We start from the raw sequence: 19,162 nt of genomic DNA, 5'->3' as shown, positions 1-19,162 counted from the left end.
GCGCTCCGTTACAACCGGAACGCGCCCGGCAGCAACGCGTGTGCCGTCGTGACCTCGAGATCCCCTTTCAGGTTGCCCAGGATCACTTCGAGGTCGGGCATGCCGACCTCGATGATCACCTGGCGGCACGCGCCGCACGGCGCGATCGGGCCGTCCGTGTCGCCGACGACCGCGAGCCGCGCGAAGTCCCCCGGACGATAACCGGCGGCGATGGCCGAAAACATCGCGGTGCGTTCCGCGCAATTGCACAGTCCGTAGGACGCGTTCTCGACGTTGCAGCCGTGAAAAATCGTCCCGTCGCGCGCCTGCAGCGCCGCGCCGACCTTGAAGCGCGAATACGGCGCATACGCGCGTTCGCGCGCCGCCTTCGCCTGTTCGATCAGTTCGTCTCGTTCCATCGCGATAGTGCCTCCGGTGAAATGCCGGGATGCATCGACGCAACCGCATCCCGGCCGGTACGATACTCCCGTGCTGTGAAGCGGCCGCCGACGTCCGCACGTTCCCGCCGTGCCGGCACCGGCAATCGGTCAGCCGATCTGCTGGTGGATGGTCGGCGGCGCATCGCCCGTTTCGCCCAGCACGTAGCTGCGCTGGACCGCGTCCACCGCGCGGGCCGCGGCGGCGGTGTCGCGGGCGTGTACCTGGCCTAACGGCTGCCCGGCCTCGACGCGCTGCCCGATCTCCGCCAGCGCCGACAGGCCGACACGGGTGTCGATCGCATCCGCCGCGCGCGTGCGGCCGCCGCCGAGCGCGACGACCGCCAGCCCGAGCGCGCGGCAATCGACACGCTGCACGACGCCGCTCGCGCGCGACGGCACCGGCACGATCACCGGCGCCCGCGCAAGATGACGCCCGGGCGCATCGATCAGGTCCGCGGGGCCGCCGAGCGCCGCGACCATTCTCGCGAACCGTTCCGCCGCGGCGCCCGAATCGAGTGCCCGCTGCAGCATCGCGTGTGCCTGTGCGGCGGCGCCTGCCAGCCCGCCGGTGACGAGCAACTGCGCCGCGAGCGCCATCGTGACTTCATGCAGGCGGGCCGGACGCGACTTGCCCGTCAGGTAATCGATCGCGCACGCCACTTCGAGCGCGTTGCCCGCGCACGGTGCGAGCGACTGGTTCATGTCGGTGAGGATCGCGGTCGTCTTCATGCCGGCGCCGTTGCCGACGTCGACGATGCTGCGGGCCAGTTCGATCGATTTCTCGACGGTCGGCATGAACGCACCGGAGCCGACCTTGACGTCCATCACGAGCCCGTCGAGCCCCGCCGCGAGTTTCTTCGACAGGATCGACGCGGTGATCATCGCGACCGACTCGACGGTCGCCGTCACGTCGCGAATCGCATAGATGCGCATGTCGGCCGGCGCCAGCCGCGCGGTCTGCCCGATGATCGCGACGCCGACGTCGCGCACCGTGCGGCGAAACGCATCCGTATCGGGCGTCACGTCGTAGCCGGGGATCGCGCTGAGCTTGTCGAGCGTGCCGCCGGTATGGCCGAGCCCGCGCCCCGAGATCATCGGCACGTAGCCGCCGCATGCGGCCACCATCGGCCCGAGCATCAGCGACACGACATCGCCGACGCCACCGGTCGAATGCTTGTCGATCACCGGTCCGTCGAGATCGAGCGCGCGCCAGTCGAGCACGTCGCCCGAGTCGCGCTGCGCGATCGTCAGCGCGACACGCTCGTCGATGCTCAGGTCGTTGAAGTACACGGCCATCGCGAACGCCGCGACCTGGCCCTCGGTCACGCTGCCGTCGGTCACGCCGCGCACGAACGCGGCAATCCCGTCGCGATCGAGCGGCTGCCGATCGCGCTTCTTGCGGATGAATTCCTGCGGTAGAAACATCGTTGTATCTCCTCGATCGATCAGTGGCCGCTGCACGGTTCAGTGCAGGGAGAAGAACAGGCCGGCAATCGCGGCACTCATCAGGTTCGACAGTGTCGCGGCCGTCAGCGCGCGCAAGCCGTGACGTGCGACTTCCGAGCGACGCTCTGGCGCGACCGCGCTGAAGCCGCCCGCGAGAATGGCGATCGACGAGAAGTTCGCGAAGCCGCACAGCGCGAACGACACGATCGCGAGCGTCTTCGGATCGAGCACTTGCAGGCCGGCCGCCGCGACGTGCTCGCTGCCCTTCAGGTACGGCGACAGGTCGCCGTACGCGACGAACTCGTTGAAGATCAGTTTCTCGCCGATGAAGTTGCCGGCCAGCGTCGCATCGTGCCACGGCACGCCGATGATCCACGCAAGCGGCGCGAACAGGTGACCGAGCATGCCCAGCAGCGTAACCTGCGGAAAGCCCGCGAACGCGGCCACGCCGCCGACGATGAGGTTCATCAGCGCGATGAGCCCCACGAACGCGATCAGCATCGCGCCGACGTTGATCGCGATCCGCAGGCCGACCGACGCGCCGGACGCCGCCGCCTCGATCACGTTGGCGGCCCGCTTGTCGTCGAAATCGAGACCGTCGACCACGACGCGGCTCGGCTCGACGGTCGGAAACAGCAGCTTGCCGAACAGCAGCCCGCCCGGCACCGCCATGAACGACGCGGCGAGCAGATACTCCATCTTCACGCCGAGGCCGGCGTAGCCGACCAGCACCGAGCCCGCGACCGACGCCATGCCGCTCGCCATCACCGTGAAAATCTCGGCGCTCGTCATGTTCCGCACGAACGGCTTCACGAGCGCGGGCATCTCGCTCTGCCCGAGAAAGATCGTCGCGACGGCCGAGCACGCCTCGATACGGCTCACGCCGAGCACTTTCGCGAGCCCGGCGCCGAGGATCGCGACGAGCCACTTCATCACGCCGATGTAGTACAGCACCGCGATCAGCGCGGTGACGAAGATGATCATCGGCAGCACGCGCAGGCCGAACACGAACCCGCCGTCGCCGAACAACTGGAACATCCGGCTGTCGACCAGCCCGCCGAACACGAACGCGATGCCGTGATTGCCCATGTCGAGCACGCGATTCACGCTGTTCGCGGCCGCTGCCAGCACCGCACGGCCGGACGGCACGAACAGCACCAGCGCGCCGATCGCGAACTGCGTGAACAGCGCGGCGATCATGGTCCGGCCGCTCACCGCGCGGCGGTTGTTCGACAGCAGATAGGCCACCAGCAGCAGGAACAGCATACCCAGGAGACTGCGCAGAATATCCACCTTGTGCTCCTTTCTCTCGATGTTATTGAACTGCCGGGGCGCGCCCGAAGCGCGCCCGTGTCCCGCCGACGGCGGCCGTCACTCGGCCGGTACGCCGTCCTTCCAGTGCGTCCAATCCTTCACGATCGCGCTCACGAGCGGCGAACCGGCGAGGTACAGATTGTCGAGGGCCGGCACGAACCCGCCCTGGCTCTGGTACTCGAGCAGGTTGTCGACGTCCGATCCGCCCGGCGGCGGCCGGTCGAAGTCCGAACCCGAGCGCAGCACGGCCACGCGCTGCGTATCGGCCAGCCCTGCCGCGGCCGCCCGCTTGATCACTTCGAACGTCGCATTGTCTTCTTGCTGCGTCGTGCAGTACACCCCCTTGCCGTCGGTCAGCAGGCGCGTCCATTCGCTGGCGCGCTCGCCGAGCTTCGTGCCCGAGAACCACGTGTCGCCCGCGAGCGTATCGCACTGGATCACGGTCGGCGGCCGGTTCGCGGGCGCGTCCGGATACTTCGCGCGATACGCGGCCGCTTCCTTGCTGTCGTGCAGCGTCACGTCGCGCGACAGCGCGACGGCTTTCCGGAGCAGTGCCTCGTTCAACTGGAACACCTCGGTGCGGTAGTCGAGCGGCGGTTTCTCATCCCCGTTCTTCGTGTTGATGCCGAGATAGCCCGACTTCCAGCCGGCCGGGATCTCGCGCGCATCCAGCTCCCACTGGATCCCGAAGTCGACCAGGTAGCGCGCCCACGCGGCCGAGCCGAGCGTGCCCTGCGCCGGATCGATGCCGGCGATGCCGGTCACGACGAAGTAGGTCTTGCGCAGGTCGAACCGGCGCGAATAGACCAGCGCCGCCATCGACGCAGCCGCGTTCGCGTGGCCCATGCCGGTCGTCAGCACGCACACGTCGTTGCGCGTGCAACTGATGTCCGGGTAGTCGGGCGACAGGCCCGGCACCGCGATCTTCTGCACCGGCCCGATCCGGTCGAGCCACGCCTTGCCTTCCGGCCCGAACATCGTGACGATCAGCACCTTGATCGCACGCGGCCGCTGCGCGCGTTCGCCTGCCGCGTGCGCGCCGGCCGTCATCGTCGCGACCAGCGCGACGATCGCCGCCAACTTCAGTACGTTCCCCTTCAACATTGCTTGCCTCGTTCGTGTGAGATTCATGATCGTGTCGCGGGCGCGGGCCCGTCAGAACTGATAGCCGACGCTCGCGTAATAGCCCCAGCCGGTCGACCGGTTCTGGAACGGCCCGTCGCCGAAGTTCAGCTCGGTGCCGCCCCATTGGCCGCCGTTGTGGAAATAGCGGGCCGCGGTCCAGAAGCGCCAGTGCTTGAACGAATAGACCAGCACGTTGGTCGACACGAACGCGGTGTCGGTGCGCGTATTGCCGCCCGTCTCCTCGCGCAGCTTCGAACCGAAGTCGTAGTTGAAGAACCCGACGTAGGTCAGGTTGCCGCCGTGGAACGTACCGATCGGGTAGATGTATTTCATCTGCGCGCGATAACCGTCCCACGTGTTCTGGTTGGCCGCGCCGTAGTTCTCCCATTGCCGGCGCACGTACAGGTTCGCGGACAGCATCAGCTTCGTATGCGTGTCGATGTCGGTGCCGAAGCCCGCATACAGCGTGTTCTGCCGCCCGGCCGTGTTGTGCCCCTGGTCGTAGATCCAGTCGAACGCGACATACCATTCCTTGAACGGCCCGAATCCGAGATGCCGACCGACGAGATCGTCGATCGACACGCGCGGCTCCTGCTCGCTGAACAGCGGCGAGCCCTTGTTCGTATAGCCCGAGTCGTAGCCGTTGCCGACGCCGATCGCACGCGGCAGGTCGACATAGCCGTACAGGTCGAACGGCCCCTTCCGGCCGAAGTATTCGTATTCGAGGTACACGTCGTTGGTCGTGTGCGGCCCGAAGCGGATGTCCTTCGACCCGATCACGCCGAGGCTCTGGTGAAACCACGTCGACAGATACGGCGACGGCGCGGGTGCCGGCGGCGCATTCGGCGTGACCGTGCCGCTCTCGGCGACCTGTATACCGCCCGCCGGCGCGACGGTCCCCTTCTCCTGCGCGATTGCGACCGCCGGCATGCCCACCGACAGCGCAAGCAGCATGGCCCCCGTCCGCGCCGCCGCATGCGCTGTCTTCGTCGCATCCCTTGACAATTTATTCAGTTCTTCTACATACATGCGCTTGACCCTGCCTTCCGATCGTTGCTCTTGTCGATATCCCGACGCTTCCCGTCGGACCCGGATCGCCGCGGCCGGCCGTTGCCCCAGATTCGGGCGCGCCGCCTGCTTCAGGTGCGCGTGCGCTCCGAACTTGACCGGTCAGTCAGCATTCAGACCGTTCCGCGGATAAAACGGAGGTGATAAAGCACAAGCCATGCCATATATTGACCGGATGGACAGGATGCGAGGACGATACGGGACCGGAGCGCGGCCGACGCCGGCGGGACAGGCCGTCCCGCACCGATCGTCCGCCGCCATGAACGCGACGGGATGTCCGGACGCGCGCGGGGGGCGCCGCACAAACGGACACCCCGCGCGATACGTTCCGCTCAACGGCCCCGCTCGACCGGATGCGGTTCGCGCAGCCGGTTCGCGATGCGTGCGGCCTCGTAGTAGCCGGCCGCCGGCGGTCGCTTCAGATAGCGGCCGGCGCCGCGCACCGCGCGCAGGTCGCCGTCGGCCCACGCGAGCGCACCGCGCGTGAGCGTGTGCGTCGCAACGCCCTGCACGGTCATCCCCTCGAACACGTTGAAGTCGACCTGCTGGTGATGGGTCTTCACCGAGATCGTCTTCGTCGCGGCCGGGTCCCACACGACGAGGTCGGCATCGGCACCCACCTGCACGGCGCCCTTGCGCGGATACAGGTTGAAGATCTGCGCGGCGTTCGTCGACGTGATTCGCACGAACTCGTTCGGCGTGATGCGGCCGTGATTCACGCCGTGATGCCACAGCACCGACATGCGATCCTCGACGCCGCCGCAGCCGTTCGGGATCTTCGTGAAATCGTCGCGGCCCATCGCCTTCTGCGACGCGCAGAACACGCAGTGGTCAGTCGCCGTCGTATGCAGTTGCCCCGACTGCAGCCCGCGCCACAGCGCCTCGCGATGCTCGGCCGAGCGGAACGGCGGGCTCATCACATGCGCGGCCGCACGCGTCCAGTCGGGGTCGCGATAAACGGCCTCGTCGATCACCAGGTGGCCCGGCAGCACTTCGCCGAACACGCGCAGCCCTTCGCTGCGCGCGCGCGTGATCGCATCGACCGCATCCTTCGACGACACATGCACGATATACACGGGCACGCCGAGCACCTGCGCGATGCGGATCGCGCGGTTCGCGGCCTCGCCCTCGACCTCCGGCGGGCGCGACAGCGGATGCGCCTCCGGTCCCGTGATCCCGCGCGCGAGCAGCGCCTGCTGCAGCCGGAACACGAGTTCGCCGTTCTCCGCGTGCACGGTCGGCAGCGCGCCGAGTTCGAGCGAACGCGAGAAGCTGTTCACGAGAATCTCGTCGTCGGCCATGATCGCGTTCTTGTACGCCATGAAGTGCTTGAAGCTCGACACGCCATGCTCGCGCACGAGCGTGCCCATGTCGCGATGCACGCTCTCGTCCCACCACGTCACCGCCACGTGGAAGCCGTAGTCGGCCGCCGCTTTCTCGGCCCAGCCGCGCCATTCGCGGAACGCGTCCATCAGCGGCTGCTTCGGGCTCGGGATCACGAAGTCGATGATGCTCGTCGTGCCGCCCGACAGCCCGGCGGCCGTGCCCGAGTAGAAATCGTCGCTCGCGGTCGTGCCCATGAACGGCAGTTCCATGTGCGTATGCGGATCGATGCCGCCCGGCATCACGTACTGGTCGTGCGCGTCGACGACGGTCGCGCCGGCCGGCGCGTCGATCTTCTCCGCGATCTGCAGGATCGTGCCGCCGTCCTGGGGGTCGGCGCAGAGCACGTCCGCGCGATAGGAGCGGTCCGCATCGACCACGGTGCCGCCGCGAATCAGGATTGCCATTTCGTTGCCTCCTCGTTGACTGTCGGGTGCCGCATGCCGCGCCGCGCGTCATGCGCTCGCGATCTGCGCGCGCTGTCCGGCGCGCCACTTCATCCAGGTGCCGTACACGCCCGACGCCAGCACGAGGCCGACGAACCACGCGTACGTGTAAAGCGTGTTGAAGAACGCCGGCACGTTCGGGAACGACGCCGGAAATGCCGTGTGCAGGAAGCCGGGCAGGTTCGGCAGCACGCCGACCGCGAGCGCGGCCAGCGCGGCCGGGTTCCAGCCGCGCGCGTAGCTGAAGCCGCCGCGCTCGTCGAACAGCGCGCGCGTGTCGAGCTGCGTGCCGCGAATCAGGAAGTAGTCGACCATCAGGATGCCCGCGACGGGCCCGAGCAGCGCCGAATAACCGACGAGCCAGGTGAAGATATAGCCGTCCGTCGTCGCGAGGATCTTCCACGGCATCATCACGATCGCGATCGTCGCGGTGATCAGCCCGCCCGTGCGGTACGAGATGGCCTTCGGCCACAGGCTCGAGAAGTCGTATGCGGGGCCGACGAGATTCGCGGCAAGGTTGCAGCACATCGTGTCGAGCGTGAGGATCACGAGCGCGATGCCGACGCCGATGCCCGTCATCCGGCTCGTCAGGTCGATCGGATCCCAGATCGCGTTGCCGTAGATCACGACGGTCGCCGACGTCACGACGACCGACACCACCGACAACAGCGCCATCGGCAGCGGCAGCCCGATCGACTGCCCGATCATCTGGTCGCGCTGCGAATGCGCGAAACGCGTGAAATCGGGAATGTTCAACGCGAGCGTCGCCCAGAAGCCGACCATCGCGGTCAGGCCCGGCCAGAAGGTCGCCCAGAACAGCCCCGCCTTCTTGCCGCCCGCCGCGAACTGCGACGGCGCCGACAGCATCGTGCCGAACCCGCCCGCCTTCGACGTCGCCCACCACACGAGCGCCACGCACATCACGACCTTGATCGGCGCGGACCAGCTCTCGAGCCAGCGAATCGAATCGGTACCGTGCAGGATGAAGTAGAGCTGCAGCACCCAGAACACGAGGAAGCACGCGAGCTGCCCGAGCGAGATGTCGACGATCGGCAGCGCCGCGCCGTGCAGCGCGTTGCCGGTCAGGATGTTCAGCAGCGTGTAGATCGCGCTGCCGCCGAGCCAGGTCTGGATGCCGTACCAGCCGCACGCGACGATCGCGCGCAGCAGCGCCGGCAGCTTCGCGCCCTGCGTGCCGAACGACGCGCGCACCAGCACCGCATACGGAATCCCGTGCTTCGCGCCCGCATGGCCGATCAGCAGCATCGGCACGAGCACGATCAGGTTGCCGAGCAGTACGGTCATCACCGCCTGCCACGGCGACATGCCTTCCTGGATCAGCCCGGCCGCGAGCATGTACGACGCGATGTTCATCACCATCCCGACCCACAGCGCCGCGAAGTGATACCACTTCCACGTGCGCTGCGCCGGCGTCGTCGGCGCGAGGTCGTCGTTGTACAGGCTGCCGCCCTGCGCCGCGGCGCTGTCGGGACCGGCGGGATCGGCGGGATTCGCTGCGGATTTCATCGAACGCACTCCACGTAAACGTCAGCGCCGGCATCGCGCGATGCCGGCCCACGGGAACGAAAAACGGCGGCGCCGGATCTCCCGCGCCGCCGGATGCAGGTCAAGCCGCCTTCGCGTGCTTCTCGGATGCCGCCGCCGGGCCCGCACTCGCCCCCGCTTCGGCACTCGCCGGGTTGTTCGGATGCGTGGTCCAGTTCGCGTAGTCGCCCGAGTCGACGCGCTCCATCGTGATGCATTGCTCGACCGGACACACATGCATGCAAAGATTGCACCCGACGCACGCCGAATCGATTACTTCGAAGTGCCGCATGCCGTCCTTCTCGCGCGTGATCGCCTGGTGCGACGTGTCCTCGCACGCGATATGGCACAGCCCGCACTGGATGCAGCGGTCCTGGTCGATGCGCGCCTTGATGTCGTACTTCAGGTTCAGGTATTTCCAGTCGGTCACGTTCGGTACCGCGCGGCCGCGCACGTCGTCTAGCGTCGCATAACCCTTCTCGTCCATCCAGTTCGACAGCCCGTCGGCGAGATCCGACACGATCCGGAAGCCGTAATGCATCGCGGCGGTGCACACCTGCACGCTGCCGGCGCCGAGCACCATGAACTCGGCCGCATCGCGCCACGTCGAGATCCCGCCGATGCCCGAGATCGGCAGGTTCGGCGTTTCCGGATCGCGCGCGATCTCCGCGACCATGTTCAGCGCGATCGGCTTGACCGCCGGGCCGCAATAGCCGCCGTGCGTGCCCTTGCCGTCGACGGTCGGCATCGGCGCCATGTGATCGAGATCGACCGCGACGATCGAATTGATCGTGTTGATCAGCGACACGCCGTCCGCACCGCCCTTGTATGCGGCGCGCGACCCCATCCGGATGTCGCTGATGTTCGGCGTGAGCTTCACGAGGCACGGCAGCTTCGTGCCCTCCTTGACCCAGCGCGTGACCATCTCGACGTATTCGGGCACTTGCCCGACGGCCGCGCCCATCCCGCGTTCGCTCATCCCGTGCGGGCAGCCGAAGTTCAGCTCGACCGCGTCGGCGCCCGTATCCTCGACGAGCGGCAGGATCCATTTCCAGTCGCGCTCGTTGCACGGCACCATCAGCGACACGATCAGCGCGCGGTCCGGCCAGTCGCGCTTTACCTGCGCGATCTCTCTCAGGTTCACGTCGAGCGGGCGGTCGGTGATCAGCTCGATGTTGTTCAGCCCCGCGATGCGCTGGCCGTTCCACTGCACGGCGCCGTAGCGCGAACTGACGTTGACGACGTGCGGATCGAGCCCGAGCGTCTTCCAGACGACGCCGCCCCAGCCCGCCTCGAACGCGCGGTTGACGTTGTAGGCCTTGTCGGTCGGCGGCGCGGACGCGAGCCAGAAGGGATTCGGCGAAGTGATGCCCGCGATGGTGCAGCGAAGGTCGGCCATGTTCGGCTCCGTGAGAGTGGGGTCGCTATCGTTGTGCTCGTGGTGCGTTGCGTGCGCCGTGCGTTCAGGCCGCCTTCGCGTCGCGCAATGCGAGCGCCGCGTCGATCGATGCGGCCGCACGCTTGCCGTCCTGCACGGCCTGCACCGTGAGGTCGATGCCGCCCGTTGCCGCGCAATCGCCGCCGGCCCACACGTCGGGCAGTGCGGTGCGCCCGTCCGCGTCCACCGCGATGCGCGTGCCGTCGGCCGTCAGCAATGCGGCGGCGATGCCGTCGGGCACCAGCGTCTGGCCGATCGCCTTCAGCACCATGTCCGCATCGACGGTAAAGCGCTCGCCCGATGCCGCTTCGAACTCGACGCCCGTCACCTGCCCGTTCGCGCCCGCCATGCGCACGGGCTTCGCGTGCGTGACGAGCGTGACGCCGCTCTTCTGCGCGAACTCGCGTTCGGCCCACGTCGCACTCATCGCGTCCACGCCGCGCCGGTAGACCATCGTCACGCGCCCGGCGCCGAGCTTGCGGCTCTGCACGGCCGCATCGATGGCCGTATTGCCACCGCCGATCACGACCACGCGCCGCCCGACCGGCACGTTCTCCAGCCCGTCGGCCTGCCGCACCTGCTCGATGAAGTCGACCGCGTTCATCACGCCGGCCAGTTGCTCGCCATCGATCGCGAGCGCGCGCACGCCGCCGAGGCCCATCGCGAGAAACACCGCGTCGTGCTGCTCGCGCAGCGTGTCGAGCGTCATGTCGCGTCCAAGCGCGACGCCCGTCTTCAGCGTGATGCCACCGACCGACAGCAGCCACTCGACTTCGCGCTGCGCGAAATCGTCAACGGTCTTGTACGCGGCGATCCCGTATTCGTTCAGACCACCGGCTTTCGGGCGCGCGTCGAACAGCGTCACGCGGTGCCCGGCCAGTGCGAGCCGGTGCGCGCACGCGAGCCCGGCCGGCCCCGCGCCGACCACCGCAACCTGGCGACCCGTATCGGGCGCGCGCGTGAAGCGCACCGCACCGGTTGCCATCGCCCAGTCGGTCGCGTGCCGCTGCAGCGCGCCGATCGCGACCGGCTGCGCATCCTGGTGGTTACGCACGCATGCGCCTTCGCACAGGATCTCGGTCGGGCATACCCGCGCACACATCCCGCCGAGCGGGTTCGCGGAAAGGATGTCGGTCGCGGCGCCTTTCAGGTTGCCGTTGCCGATCTTGCGGATGAAGCTCGGGATATCGATCTGCGTCGGGCATGCCTGCACGCACGGCGCGTCGTAGCAGTAGTGGCAGCGGCTGGCAGCGGCCGCCGCGGCAGTCGGATCGAGCAGCGGCGCGATATCGGCGAATTCGCACGAGAGTTGCGTGGACGACAGGCGATGCGCGGCGATATCGCCAGTTGGCTTGGTGGTCATACGCGTTCCTTCGACTGGGTGGAGACAAAGCCGTCCCCGCCGGCTGCGAATGCACAGTCGGGGCGGTCACGCTGAGGAATCCTTCGGTCAGGCGATGCGCAGCCTGCCGGCTGCTAAGGTCGATTCGTCATGAAGCCGGCTCGCATGCGCGCGACAGCATCGCGTGCAGCAGCACGTTCGCGCCGGCCTCGATCCACGCGGGCGTCGCGTCCTCGATCTCGTTGTGGCTGATGCCGTCGACACACGGCACGAACACCATCGACGTCGGCGCGACCTGCGCCAGATAGCATGCGTCGTGCCCCGCGCCCGACACGATGTCGCGGTGCGAGTAGCCGAAGCGATCGGCCGCGCCGCGCACGGCCTCCACGCATGCCGGATCGAACGCGACGGGCTTGTAGTAGAAAATCTGCTCGAGTTCCGTTTCGAGCCCGATGCCGGCCGCGATGCGCGCGACGCCATCACGCAGCGCGGCATCCATCTTCGCGAGCACGGCGTCGTCCGGATGACGGAAATCGACGGTGAAGAACACGCGGCCGGGAATCACGTTGCGCGAGTTCGGGTAGACCTGCATCATGCCGACCGTCGCGCAGCCGAACGGCGCATGCTCGAGGCCGATCCGGTTGACGAGATCGACCACGCGCGACGCGCCGAGCAGCGCGTCGCGACGACGCGGCATCGGTGTCGGCCCCGCATGCGCTTCCTGCCCGGTGAACGTGATCTCGTACCAGCGCTGCCCCTGCGCATCGGTCACGACACCGATCGTCTTGCATTCCGCTTCGAGTATCGGCCCCTGCTCGATATGCAGTTCGAACGCCGCGTGCAGCTTGCGCCCGCCGCACGGCACGTCGCCCGCGTAGCCGATGCGCGCCAGTTCCTCGCCGATCGTCTTGCCGTCGACGTCCTTGCGCGACAGCCCGTATTCGAGCGGGAACACACCCGCGAACACGCCGGACGCGACCATCGCGGGCGCGAAGCGCGAGCCCTCCTCGTTGGTCCAGATCACGACCTCGACCGGATGCTCGGTCTCGATCCCGTGATCGTTGAGGCTGCGAATCACCTCGAGGCCGCCGAGCACGCCGTAGATGCCGTCGAAGCGGCCGCCCGTCGGCTGCGAATCCGCGTGCGAGCCGGTGACGACCGGCGCCGCGTCGGCCACGCGGCCCGCGCGGCGCATGAACACGTTGCCCATCGTATCGACCGTCACCGTGCAGCCGGTGGCCTTCGCCCAGCCGACGATCAGGTCGCGGCCGGCCTTGTCGAGATCGGTCAGCGCGAGACGGCACACACCGCCCTTCGGCGTCGCGCCGATCTTCGCGACTTCCATCAGGCTGTCCCACAACCGCTTGCCGTCAACCTTGATCGACGGGTCGAAGACCGGCCGCTTCACTGCTTCCGATACCGCGTTCATTCGCATCGCTCCTGTGGGGTCGGTGATGTCGTCAGCCCGGTCGATGCCGGTGCATGCAATGCCTGTTTCGGGGCATACGCGCCCATACGCGGTGCATGTCCCGGTCGTGCGCGAAGTTCGTCCGACGAATCGCCGGAACCGCCTTCCGTCGCTCGTCGAATCCTGTCCGATTGGACAGGTTTTAGACGATCAAAATGACCAAGGCAATGTCTTTCTTGCGTGACTCGATAGAGCGAGAAACGTGCCATCGCAACGCAGCATCGCGGCCGACGCGTGGCGTGCGCACGCGTGCGTTCGACGTGGATCAGCGGCTAGAATGAAGCCCAACGCGGCATGCCCGCCGCGCGAGGGCAACGATGAGACATGACGAGGCGGCAGCCGAAGCGACCGACAACGACGAAACGTCCGCGCCTTTGCGGCGACGCAAGGCGCACATCCGCGAGTCCAACGAAGCGCATCTGCTCGCCTGCGCGGAAGCCGTATTCGCGGAACGCGGGCTCGACGGCGCGAGCACCGCGATGATCGCGGAACGCGCCGGCCTGCCGAAGGCGAACCTGCATTACTACTTCCCGACCAAGCTCGCGCTGTACCGCCGCGTGCTCGACGACCTGTTCGAGGACTGGCATCGCGCGGCCGGCACGTTCGAGGCCGGCGACGATCCGGTGGAAGCGATCGGCGGCTACGTGCGTGCGAAGATGGATCTGTCGCGGCGGCGCCCGCTCGGCTCGAAGGTCTGGGCCAACGAGATCATCCACGGTGCGGCCCACATGCAGGACATCCTGTCGGAACGCGTGAAGCCGTGGTTCGACACGCGCGTGAAGGTGATCGACGGCTGGATCGCGCGCGGGCTGCTCGCGCCGATCGATGCGCATGCGCTGATGTACCTGATCTGGGCCACCACGCAGCACTATGCGGATTTCGATGCGCAGATCCGCGCGTTGAGCGGCAAGCGTGCGTTCACGCGGAAGGCCTTCGACGAGAAGACCGAACAGGTCGTGCAGCTCGTGATTCGCGCGTGCGCCGCGGTATCGCCGAACGCGAAGCCGTAGCGCGACCGCGCGATCCGCCGAATGAAAAACGGGCGACGGGTAACGCGCAGGTGCTCCCTGCGCAATACCCGTCGCCCGCGTCGCAGCGTGCGTGCGATGCGTTACGCGATGCGCTCGATCGCGATGGCCGTCGCCTCGCCGCCGCCGATGCACAGCGATGCGATGCCGCGCTTCAGGCCATACGTTTCGAGCGCGGCCAGCAGCGTCACCATCACGCGCGCACCCGATGCGCCGATCGGATGCCCGAGCGCGCACGCGCCGCCGTGCACGTTGACCTTCTCGTGCGGCAGGTCGAGATCGCGCATCGCGGCCATCGGCACCACCGCGAACGCTTCGTTGATCTCGAACAGATCGACGTCGCGCAGGTTCCAGCCGGTTTTCTCCGACAGCTTGCGCAGCGCACCGATCGGCGCGGTCGCGAACAGGCCCGGCTTGTCCGCATAAGTCGAATGCCCGACGATCACGGCCTTCGGCGTGAGGCCGAGGCGTTCCGCTTCCGAGCGGCGCATCATCACGAGCGCGGCAGCACCGTCCGAGATCGACGACGCGTTCGCGGCCGTCACCGTACCGCCGTCGCGGAACGCCGGCTTCAGCGTCGGGATCTTGTCGAGCTTCGCGTTGCCCGGCTGCTCGTCGATCGACACGACCGCTTCGGTCTTGCCGGCCTTCACGGTCACCGGTGCGATCTCCGACACGAAATGCCCTTCGGCGATCGCGCGTTGCGCACGCGTCAGCGACGCGATCGCGAACGCATCCTGCGCCTCGCGCGTGAACTGGTACGCCTGCGCGCAATCTTCGGCGAACGTGCCCATCAGGCGGCCTTTTTCATACGCGTCCTCGAGCCCGTCGAGGAACATGTGGTCGAGCACCTGGCCGTGGCCCATCCGCATCCCCGCGCGCGCTTTCGGCAGCAGGTACGGCGCATTCGTCATGCTTTCCATCCCGCCCGCGACGGCCACGCCCGCCGAACCCGCCAGCAGCAGATCGTGCGCGAACATCGCGGCCTTCATCCCGGAGCCGCACATCTTGTTGACCGTGGTTGCACCCGCCGCAAGCGGCAGCCCGGCCTTCAGCGCGGCCTGCCGCGCCGGCGCCTGGCCCTGTCCGGCCGGCAGCACACAACCGAACACGATTTCATCGATGCGCTCGGCCGGCACGTTCGCGCGCTCGAGCGCCGCGCGAATCGCCACCGCGCCGAGATCGCTCGCGCTGGCCGCCGCCAGGTCGCCCTGAAAACCACCCATCGGCGTACGCGCCGTGCCAACGATTACGATCGGATCCTGAGTCGTCATGATTCGCTTCCTCCAGTGTCAGCGCGGTGCCATGCGCAACGCGCCATCGAGACGGATGACTTCGCCGTTCAGCATCGTGTTCTCGGCGATGTGGCGCACCAGCGCCGCAAATTCTTCCGGGCGGCCGAGCCGCGGCGGGAATGGCACGCTCTTGCCGAGCGCGTCCTGCACGTCCTGCGGCATGCCGGCCATCATCGGCGTCGCGAAGATGCCGGGCGCGACCGTCACGACACGAATGCCGAACCGTGCGAGTTCGCGCGCGATCGGCAGCGTCATGCCCACCACGCCGCTCTTCGACGCCGCATACGCGGCCTGCCCGATCTGCCCGTCGAACGCCGCGACCGACGCGGTGTTGACGATCACGCCGCGCTCGCCTTCCGCGTCGGCGTCCTGCTTCGACATCGCTTCGGCGGCCAGCCGGATCATGTTGAACGTGCCGACGAGATTGATCGACACCGCGCGCGCGAAGCGGTCCAGCGAGTGCGGACCGTCGCGGCCGACGACCTTCTCGCCCGGCGCGACGCCCGCGCAGTTGACGAGCGCGTCGATGCGGCCGAACGCGTCGCGCGCGGCGGCGACGGCCGCCTGCCCGTCGGCTTCGCTCGTTACGTCGGTCTTCACGAAGCGCGCGGCCGCGCCAAGTTCGTGCGCGAGGCCCGCGCCGGCATCGTCATTGACATCCAGCAGCACGGCCTTGCCGCCTTCCGCAACGACCATGCGCGCCACCGCGGCGCCGAGGCCCGAACTGGCGCCCGTAATCAGAAAAACGCGATCCTTGATATTCATTAGCAATCCGTATTCAGGGTTGAGCGGCCTTCTCGGCTTCCATCTTGCGCAGTACGAAGCGCTGGATCTTGCCGCTCGGGGTTTTCGGCAGCGCGTCGACGAAGTCGATCGCGCGAGGATAGGCGTGGGCGGACAGCCGCCGCTTCACGTGCAGGCTCAATTCCTCGGCCAGCGCCGGCGTGCCGTCGAAGCCCTTCGACAGCACGACGAACGCCTTGACGATCTCCGTGCGCTCCGGATCGGGCACGCCGATCACGGCAGCTTCGCTGACGGCCGGATGCTCGATCAGCGCGCTTTCCACGTCGAACGGGCCGATCCGGTAGCCGGACGACGTGATCACGTCGTCCGCGCGGCCGATGAAACTCACGGTGCCGTCCGGCTCGAGCTCGACGTTGTCGCCGGTCCGGTAGTAGCCGCCTGCGATCGCCGGCGTGTCCTGCTGCCAGTAGCCGTGGAACCACAGCAACGGCGAGCGCGCGATGTCGATCGCGAGGTTGCCGGGCTCGCCTGGGCCGAGCTCGCGGCTCGCTTCGTCGAGCACCGCGACGCGATAACCGGGCATCGCGAAGCCGGCCGAACCGGCGTGCACGACGTGCGCGAGCCCGTGATGATTGTTCACGACCATCCCGAGTTCGGTCTGGCCGTAGTGATCGTAGATCGGCGCGCCGAGCGCCGCGTCGAACCAGCGCACGACTTCCGGATTCAGCGGTTCGCCCGCGCTGCTGACCACGCGCAGCCTGCCCTTCACGCGCACCGCCGCTTCCGGACCGGCCGCCATCAGCATCCGGTACGCGGTCGGCGAGCCGGCGAGGCTCGTGATGCCGAGCCGTTCAATCACGTCATACGTGCTGTCGACCGTGAAGCCGCCCTCGTAGAGCGTCGTCGCGTGACCGAGCAGCAGCGGGCCCGTGATCGCGTAATAGAGGCCGTACGCCCAGCCCGGATCGGCGATGTTCCAGAACCGGTCGCCTTCGCGCAGGTCGACCGCGTCGCGCATGTACGCGCCGAACGCGAGCAGCGCACGCAGCGGCACCGGCACGCCCTTCGGCAGGCCCGTCGTGCCCGACGTCGACATCATCATGAACAGGTCCGTGCCCTTGCGCAGCACCGGTTCGAACGAGTCGGACTGCGCGTCGAGCGCCGCGCGGAAATCGATGTCGCGTTCCGGCAGCGCGTCGCCCGGCTCGCGCACCGTCGCGACCGGCGGGCAATCGGCGATCTCGTCGAGCTTCGCGCGATTCGCGACGTTGGTCACGACCAGGCGCGCGTCGCTCATCCGCAAACGATGCTCGATCGCCTTCGGGCCGAACGCGGTAAACAGCGGCTGGTAGACGGCGCCCGCGCGCCACGTGCCGAGGATCGTCGCGACGAGCTCGGGTGTGCGCGGCAACAGGCCGGCCACCACGTCGCCCGGCTTCACGCCCTGCGCGACCAGCAGGTTCGCGACGCGTGCCGACAGCGCCTGCATCTGCGCGAACGTGAAGCGGCGGTGCTGCCCGCCGGCGTCGATCCAGTCGAGCGCGATCGCGTCCGCCGATGCGTGCCGGTCGCAGCATTCGACGCACGCGTTCAGGCCGCGCTCCAGGTCGCCGTGCAGATGCGCGGCGGCGGTCTCGATACTGAACCGGGCCGCGGCGTCGGCGTAAGCCGGCACCGCCCGGGCGGTTGCTCCATCAGGCATGCGTGTCTCCTGTGCGTTATGACCGCCGGCGAGCCAGGGGCGCGACGGGGGATACATCGATAGTAGACAGCCGTCACATTGCAATCAATGACAAACAGAATCTAGAATCGTGATCGTTTTTGCCATGTCTGGAGGACGCAGGAAAATGGGGCCGCAGATGATTTCGCCGGATTTCGTCGACGACGCGCTCGCGTGCCTGCGCCGGCAGCGCATCCCGACCGCGCCCGTGCTGCGCGCCGCCGGCCTGCCGGCCGCCGTGCGCGACCCCGTCACGCCGCAACAGTACGGCCGCCTGTGGCTCGCGATCGCCGGCACGATCGACGACGAATTCTTCGGGCTCGCCGCCCGCCCGATGCGGCAAGGCAGCTTCACGCTGCTGTGCCACGCGGTGCTGCACGCCGGCACGCTCGAAAAGGCGCTGCGGCGGGCGCTGCAGTTCCTGCGCGTGGTGCTGGACGAGCCGCACGGCGAGCTCGTCGTAGCCGACGGGCAGGCGCAGATCGTGCTGACGCAGTCGGGCACGCCGTATCCTGCATTCGCGTACCGGACCTTCTGGCTGATCCTGCTCGGTGTCGCGTGCTGGCTGACCGGCCGGCGCATCCCGTTGCAGCGCATCGATTTCGCGTGCCCGAGCCCCGACCAGCGCAGCGACTATCACCAGTTCTTCGGCGTGCCCGTGCATTTCGACCGCCCTGACAGCCGGCTCGCATTCAACGCCGCCTATCTCGCGTTGCCGACGATCCGCTCCGCACAGGCGCTGAAGACCTTCCTGCGCGGCGCGCCCGGCAACCTGCTGGTCCGCTACCGGCACGACACGGGCTGGGTCGCGAAGGCCCGCACGCACCTGAAGGTGCTGCCGGCCGCCGAGTGGCCCGACTTCGACACGCTGGCCGTCCGCCTCGGCACGACGCCCGCGACACTGCGGCGGCGTCTGCGCAGCGAGGGGCAAAGCTTCGCGGCAATCAAGGACGAACTGCGCGGCGCGCTGGCCCAGTCGCTGCTGCGCGGGCACGTGCTCAGCGTCGCGGAGGTCGCGGCCGAGCTCGGCTTCACCGAGCCGAGCGCATTTCATCGCGCGTTCCGGAAATGGACGGGCACGAGCCCCGGCGCGTTCCGGCGCGACGTGCATGCGGCGAATCCGGATCCCTGAATCGCACGCGGATGATGCAGGTCGTACGCAGCGGATGCAGAGCGCCCGTCACACGACGCTGATAACGATGCGAAGCTCCGGCGCGGCTGTCCCTGACCGATGCATGACGGCAAGCGACCGACAAACCACCACCGCCCCTGCTCCGATGCAAGGTTATTTCCATTCATTCGGCCGTCGTGCAATGGGTGCTCCAGCTGCGTCACGATCCCTGTGCCGTTTGTTTGCGTTTGTTTGCGTTTGACCGCATCG

Annotated in this window: 15 protein-coding genes; 2 read left to right on the top strand and 13 right to left on the bottom strand. The window is 67.9% G+C overall.

From position 1 onward, the window contains the following. Positions 1–8: 8 nt before the first annotated feature. From JYG32_RS37990 to JYG32_RS37945, 10 genes are all read right to left on the bottom strand, one after another. Positions 9–398 (bottom strand): cytidine deaminase, encoded by a 390-nt coding sequence (locus JYG32_RS37990; protein ID WP_213267817.1) that lies wholly within the window; start codon positions 396–398, stop codon positions 9–11. A gap of 129 nt (positions 399–527) precedes the next feature. Then, the gene (deoA, locus tag JYG32_RS37985; protein ID WP_174382716.1) at positions 528–1,844 is read right to left on the bottom strand and encodes a thymidine phosphorylase; all 1,317 of its coding nucleotides are present in this window, start codon (positions 1,842–1,844) and stop codon (positions 528–530) included. A 39-nt stretch (positions 1,845–1,883) separates the two neighbouring features. Further along, positions 1,884–3,158, bottom strand: a complete 1,275-nt coding sequence (locus tag JYG32_RS37980) for a NupC/NupG family nucleoside CNT transporter (protein WP_213267816.1) — start codon at positions 3,156–3,158, stop codon at positions 1,884–1,886. 78 nt (positions 3,159–3,236) lie between these two features. Beyond that, positions 3,237–4,283, bottom strand: a complete 1,047-nt coding sequence (locus tag JYG32_RS37975) for a purine-nucleoside phosphorylase (protein ID WP_213267815.1) — start codon at positions 4,281–4,283, stop codon at positions 3,237–3,239. A 51-nt stretch (positions 4,284–4,334) separates the two neighbouring features. Further along, positions 4,335–5,258 carry a nucleoside-specific channel-forming protein Tsx gene (locus JYG32_RS37970; RefSeq protein WP_174382719.1) on the bottom strand — a complete coding sequence of 308 codons (924 nt, stop codon included), beginning with the start codon at positions 5,256–5,258 and terminating at the stop codon, positions 4,335–4,337. A gap of 446 nt (positions 5,259–5,704) precedes the next feature. Continuing rightward, complete coding sequence (hydA, locus tag JYG32_RS37965; protein ID WP_213267814.1) at positions 5,705–7,162, bottom strand: dihydropyrimidinase; 1,458 nt, start codon at positions 7,160–7,162, stop codon at positions 5,705–5,707. A gap of 48 nt (positions 7,163–7,210) precedes the next feature. Beyond that, positions 7,211–8,728 (bottom strand): NCS1 family nucleobase:cation symporter-1, encoded by a 1,518-nt coding sequence (locus tag JYG32_RS37960; RefSeq protein WP_213267813.1) that lies wholly within the window; start codon positions 8,726–8,728, stop codon positions 7,211–7,213. Between the two features lie 100 nt (positions 8,729–8,828). After that, on the bottom strand, positions 8,829–10,145 hold the full coding sequence (gene preA / locus JYG32_RS37955) for an NAD-dependent dihydropyrimidine dehydrogenase subunit PreA (RefSeq protein ID WP_174382722.1): 1,317 nt from the start codon (positions 10,143–10,145) through the stop codon (positions 8,829–8,831). A 64-nt stretch (positions 10,146–10,209) separates the two neighbouring features. Further along, entirely contained in the window at positions 10,210–11,547 is a 1,338-nt protein-coding gene (locus JYG32_RS37950; RefSeq protein WP_174382723.1) for an NAD(P)-dependent oxidoreductase, read from the bottom strand. A 127-nt stretch (positions 11,548–11,674) separates the two neighbouring features. After that, positions 11,675–12,955: a Zn-dependent hydrolase gene (locus JYG32_RS37945; RefSeq protein ID WP_213267812.1), complete on the bottom strand. Its 1,281-nt coding sequence runs from the start codon at positions 12,953–12,955 to the stop codon at positions 11,675–11,677. Between the two features lie 356 nt (positions 12,956–13,311). Between JYG32_RS37945 and JYG32_RS37940 the strand changes: the two genes are divergently transcribed. Beyond that, positions 13,312–14,004: a TetR/AcrR family transcriptional regulator gene (locus JYG32_RS37940; protein WP_174382725.1), complete on the top strand. Its 693-nt coding sequence runs from the start codon at positions 13,312–13,314 to the stop codon at positions 14,002–14,004. 101 nt (positions 14,005–14,105) lie between these two features. Here the strand turns inward: JYG32_RS37940 and JYG32_RS37935 are convergent, their stop codons facing one another. Genes JYG32_RS37935 through JYG32_RS37925 form a run of 3 tightly spaced genes read right to left on the bottom strand, consistent with a single transcriptional unit; the run spans position 14,106 to position 17,763 of the window. Continuing rightward, a complete protein-coding gene (locus tag JYG32_RS37935) occupies positions 14,106–15,296 on the bottom strand; it encodes an acetyl-CoA C-acetyltransferase (protein WP_213267811.1) in 1,191 nt (396 codons plus the stop codon). An 18-nt stretch (positions 15,297–15,314) separates the two neighbouring features. Then, on the bottom strand, positions 15,315–16,082 hold the full coding sequence (locus JYG32_RS37930; RefSeq protein WP_213267810.1) for a 3-hydroxyacyl-CoA dehydrogenase: 768 nt from the start codon (positions 16,080–16,082) through the stop codon (positions 15,315–15,317). A gap of 13 nt (positions 16,083–16,095) precedes the next feature. Further along, positions 16,096–17,763, bottom strand: coding sequence for an acyl-CoA synthetase (locus JYG32_RS37925; protein ID WP_213267809.1), 1,668 nt, complete (start codon positions 17,761–17,763; stop codon positions 16,096–16,098). 145 nt (positions 17,764–17,908) lie between these two features. Here JYG32_RS37925 and JYG32_RS37920 point away from each other — a divergent pair, with 145 nt between their 5' ends. Continuing rightward, positions 17,909–18,913, top strand: a complete 1,005-nt coding sequence (locus JYG32_RS37920) for an AraC family transcriptional regulator (protein ID WP_213267808.1) — start codon at positions 17,909–17,911, stop codon at positions 18,911–18,913. Positions 18,914–19,162 lie beyond the last annotated feature (249 nt).

The organism is Burkholderia pyrrocinia (genome assembly GCF_018417535.1).
Lineage (GTDB): Bacteria > Pseudomonadota > Gammaproteobacteria > Burkholderiales > Burkholderiaceae > Burkholderia > Burkholderia pyrrocinia_E.
The sequence above is the reverse complement of the archived record's forward strand: the minus strand, read 5'-3'. Positions and strand labels throughout refer to the sequence as shown.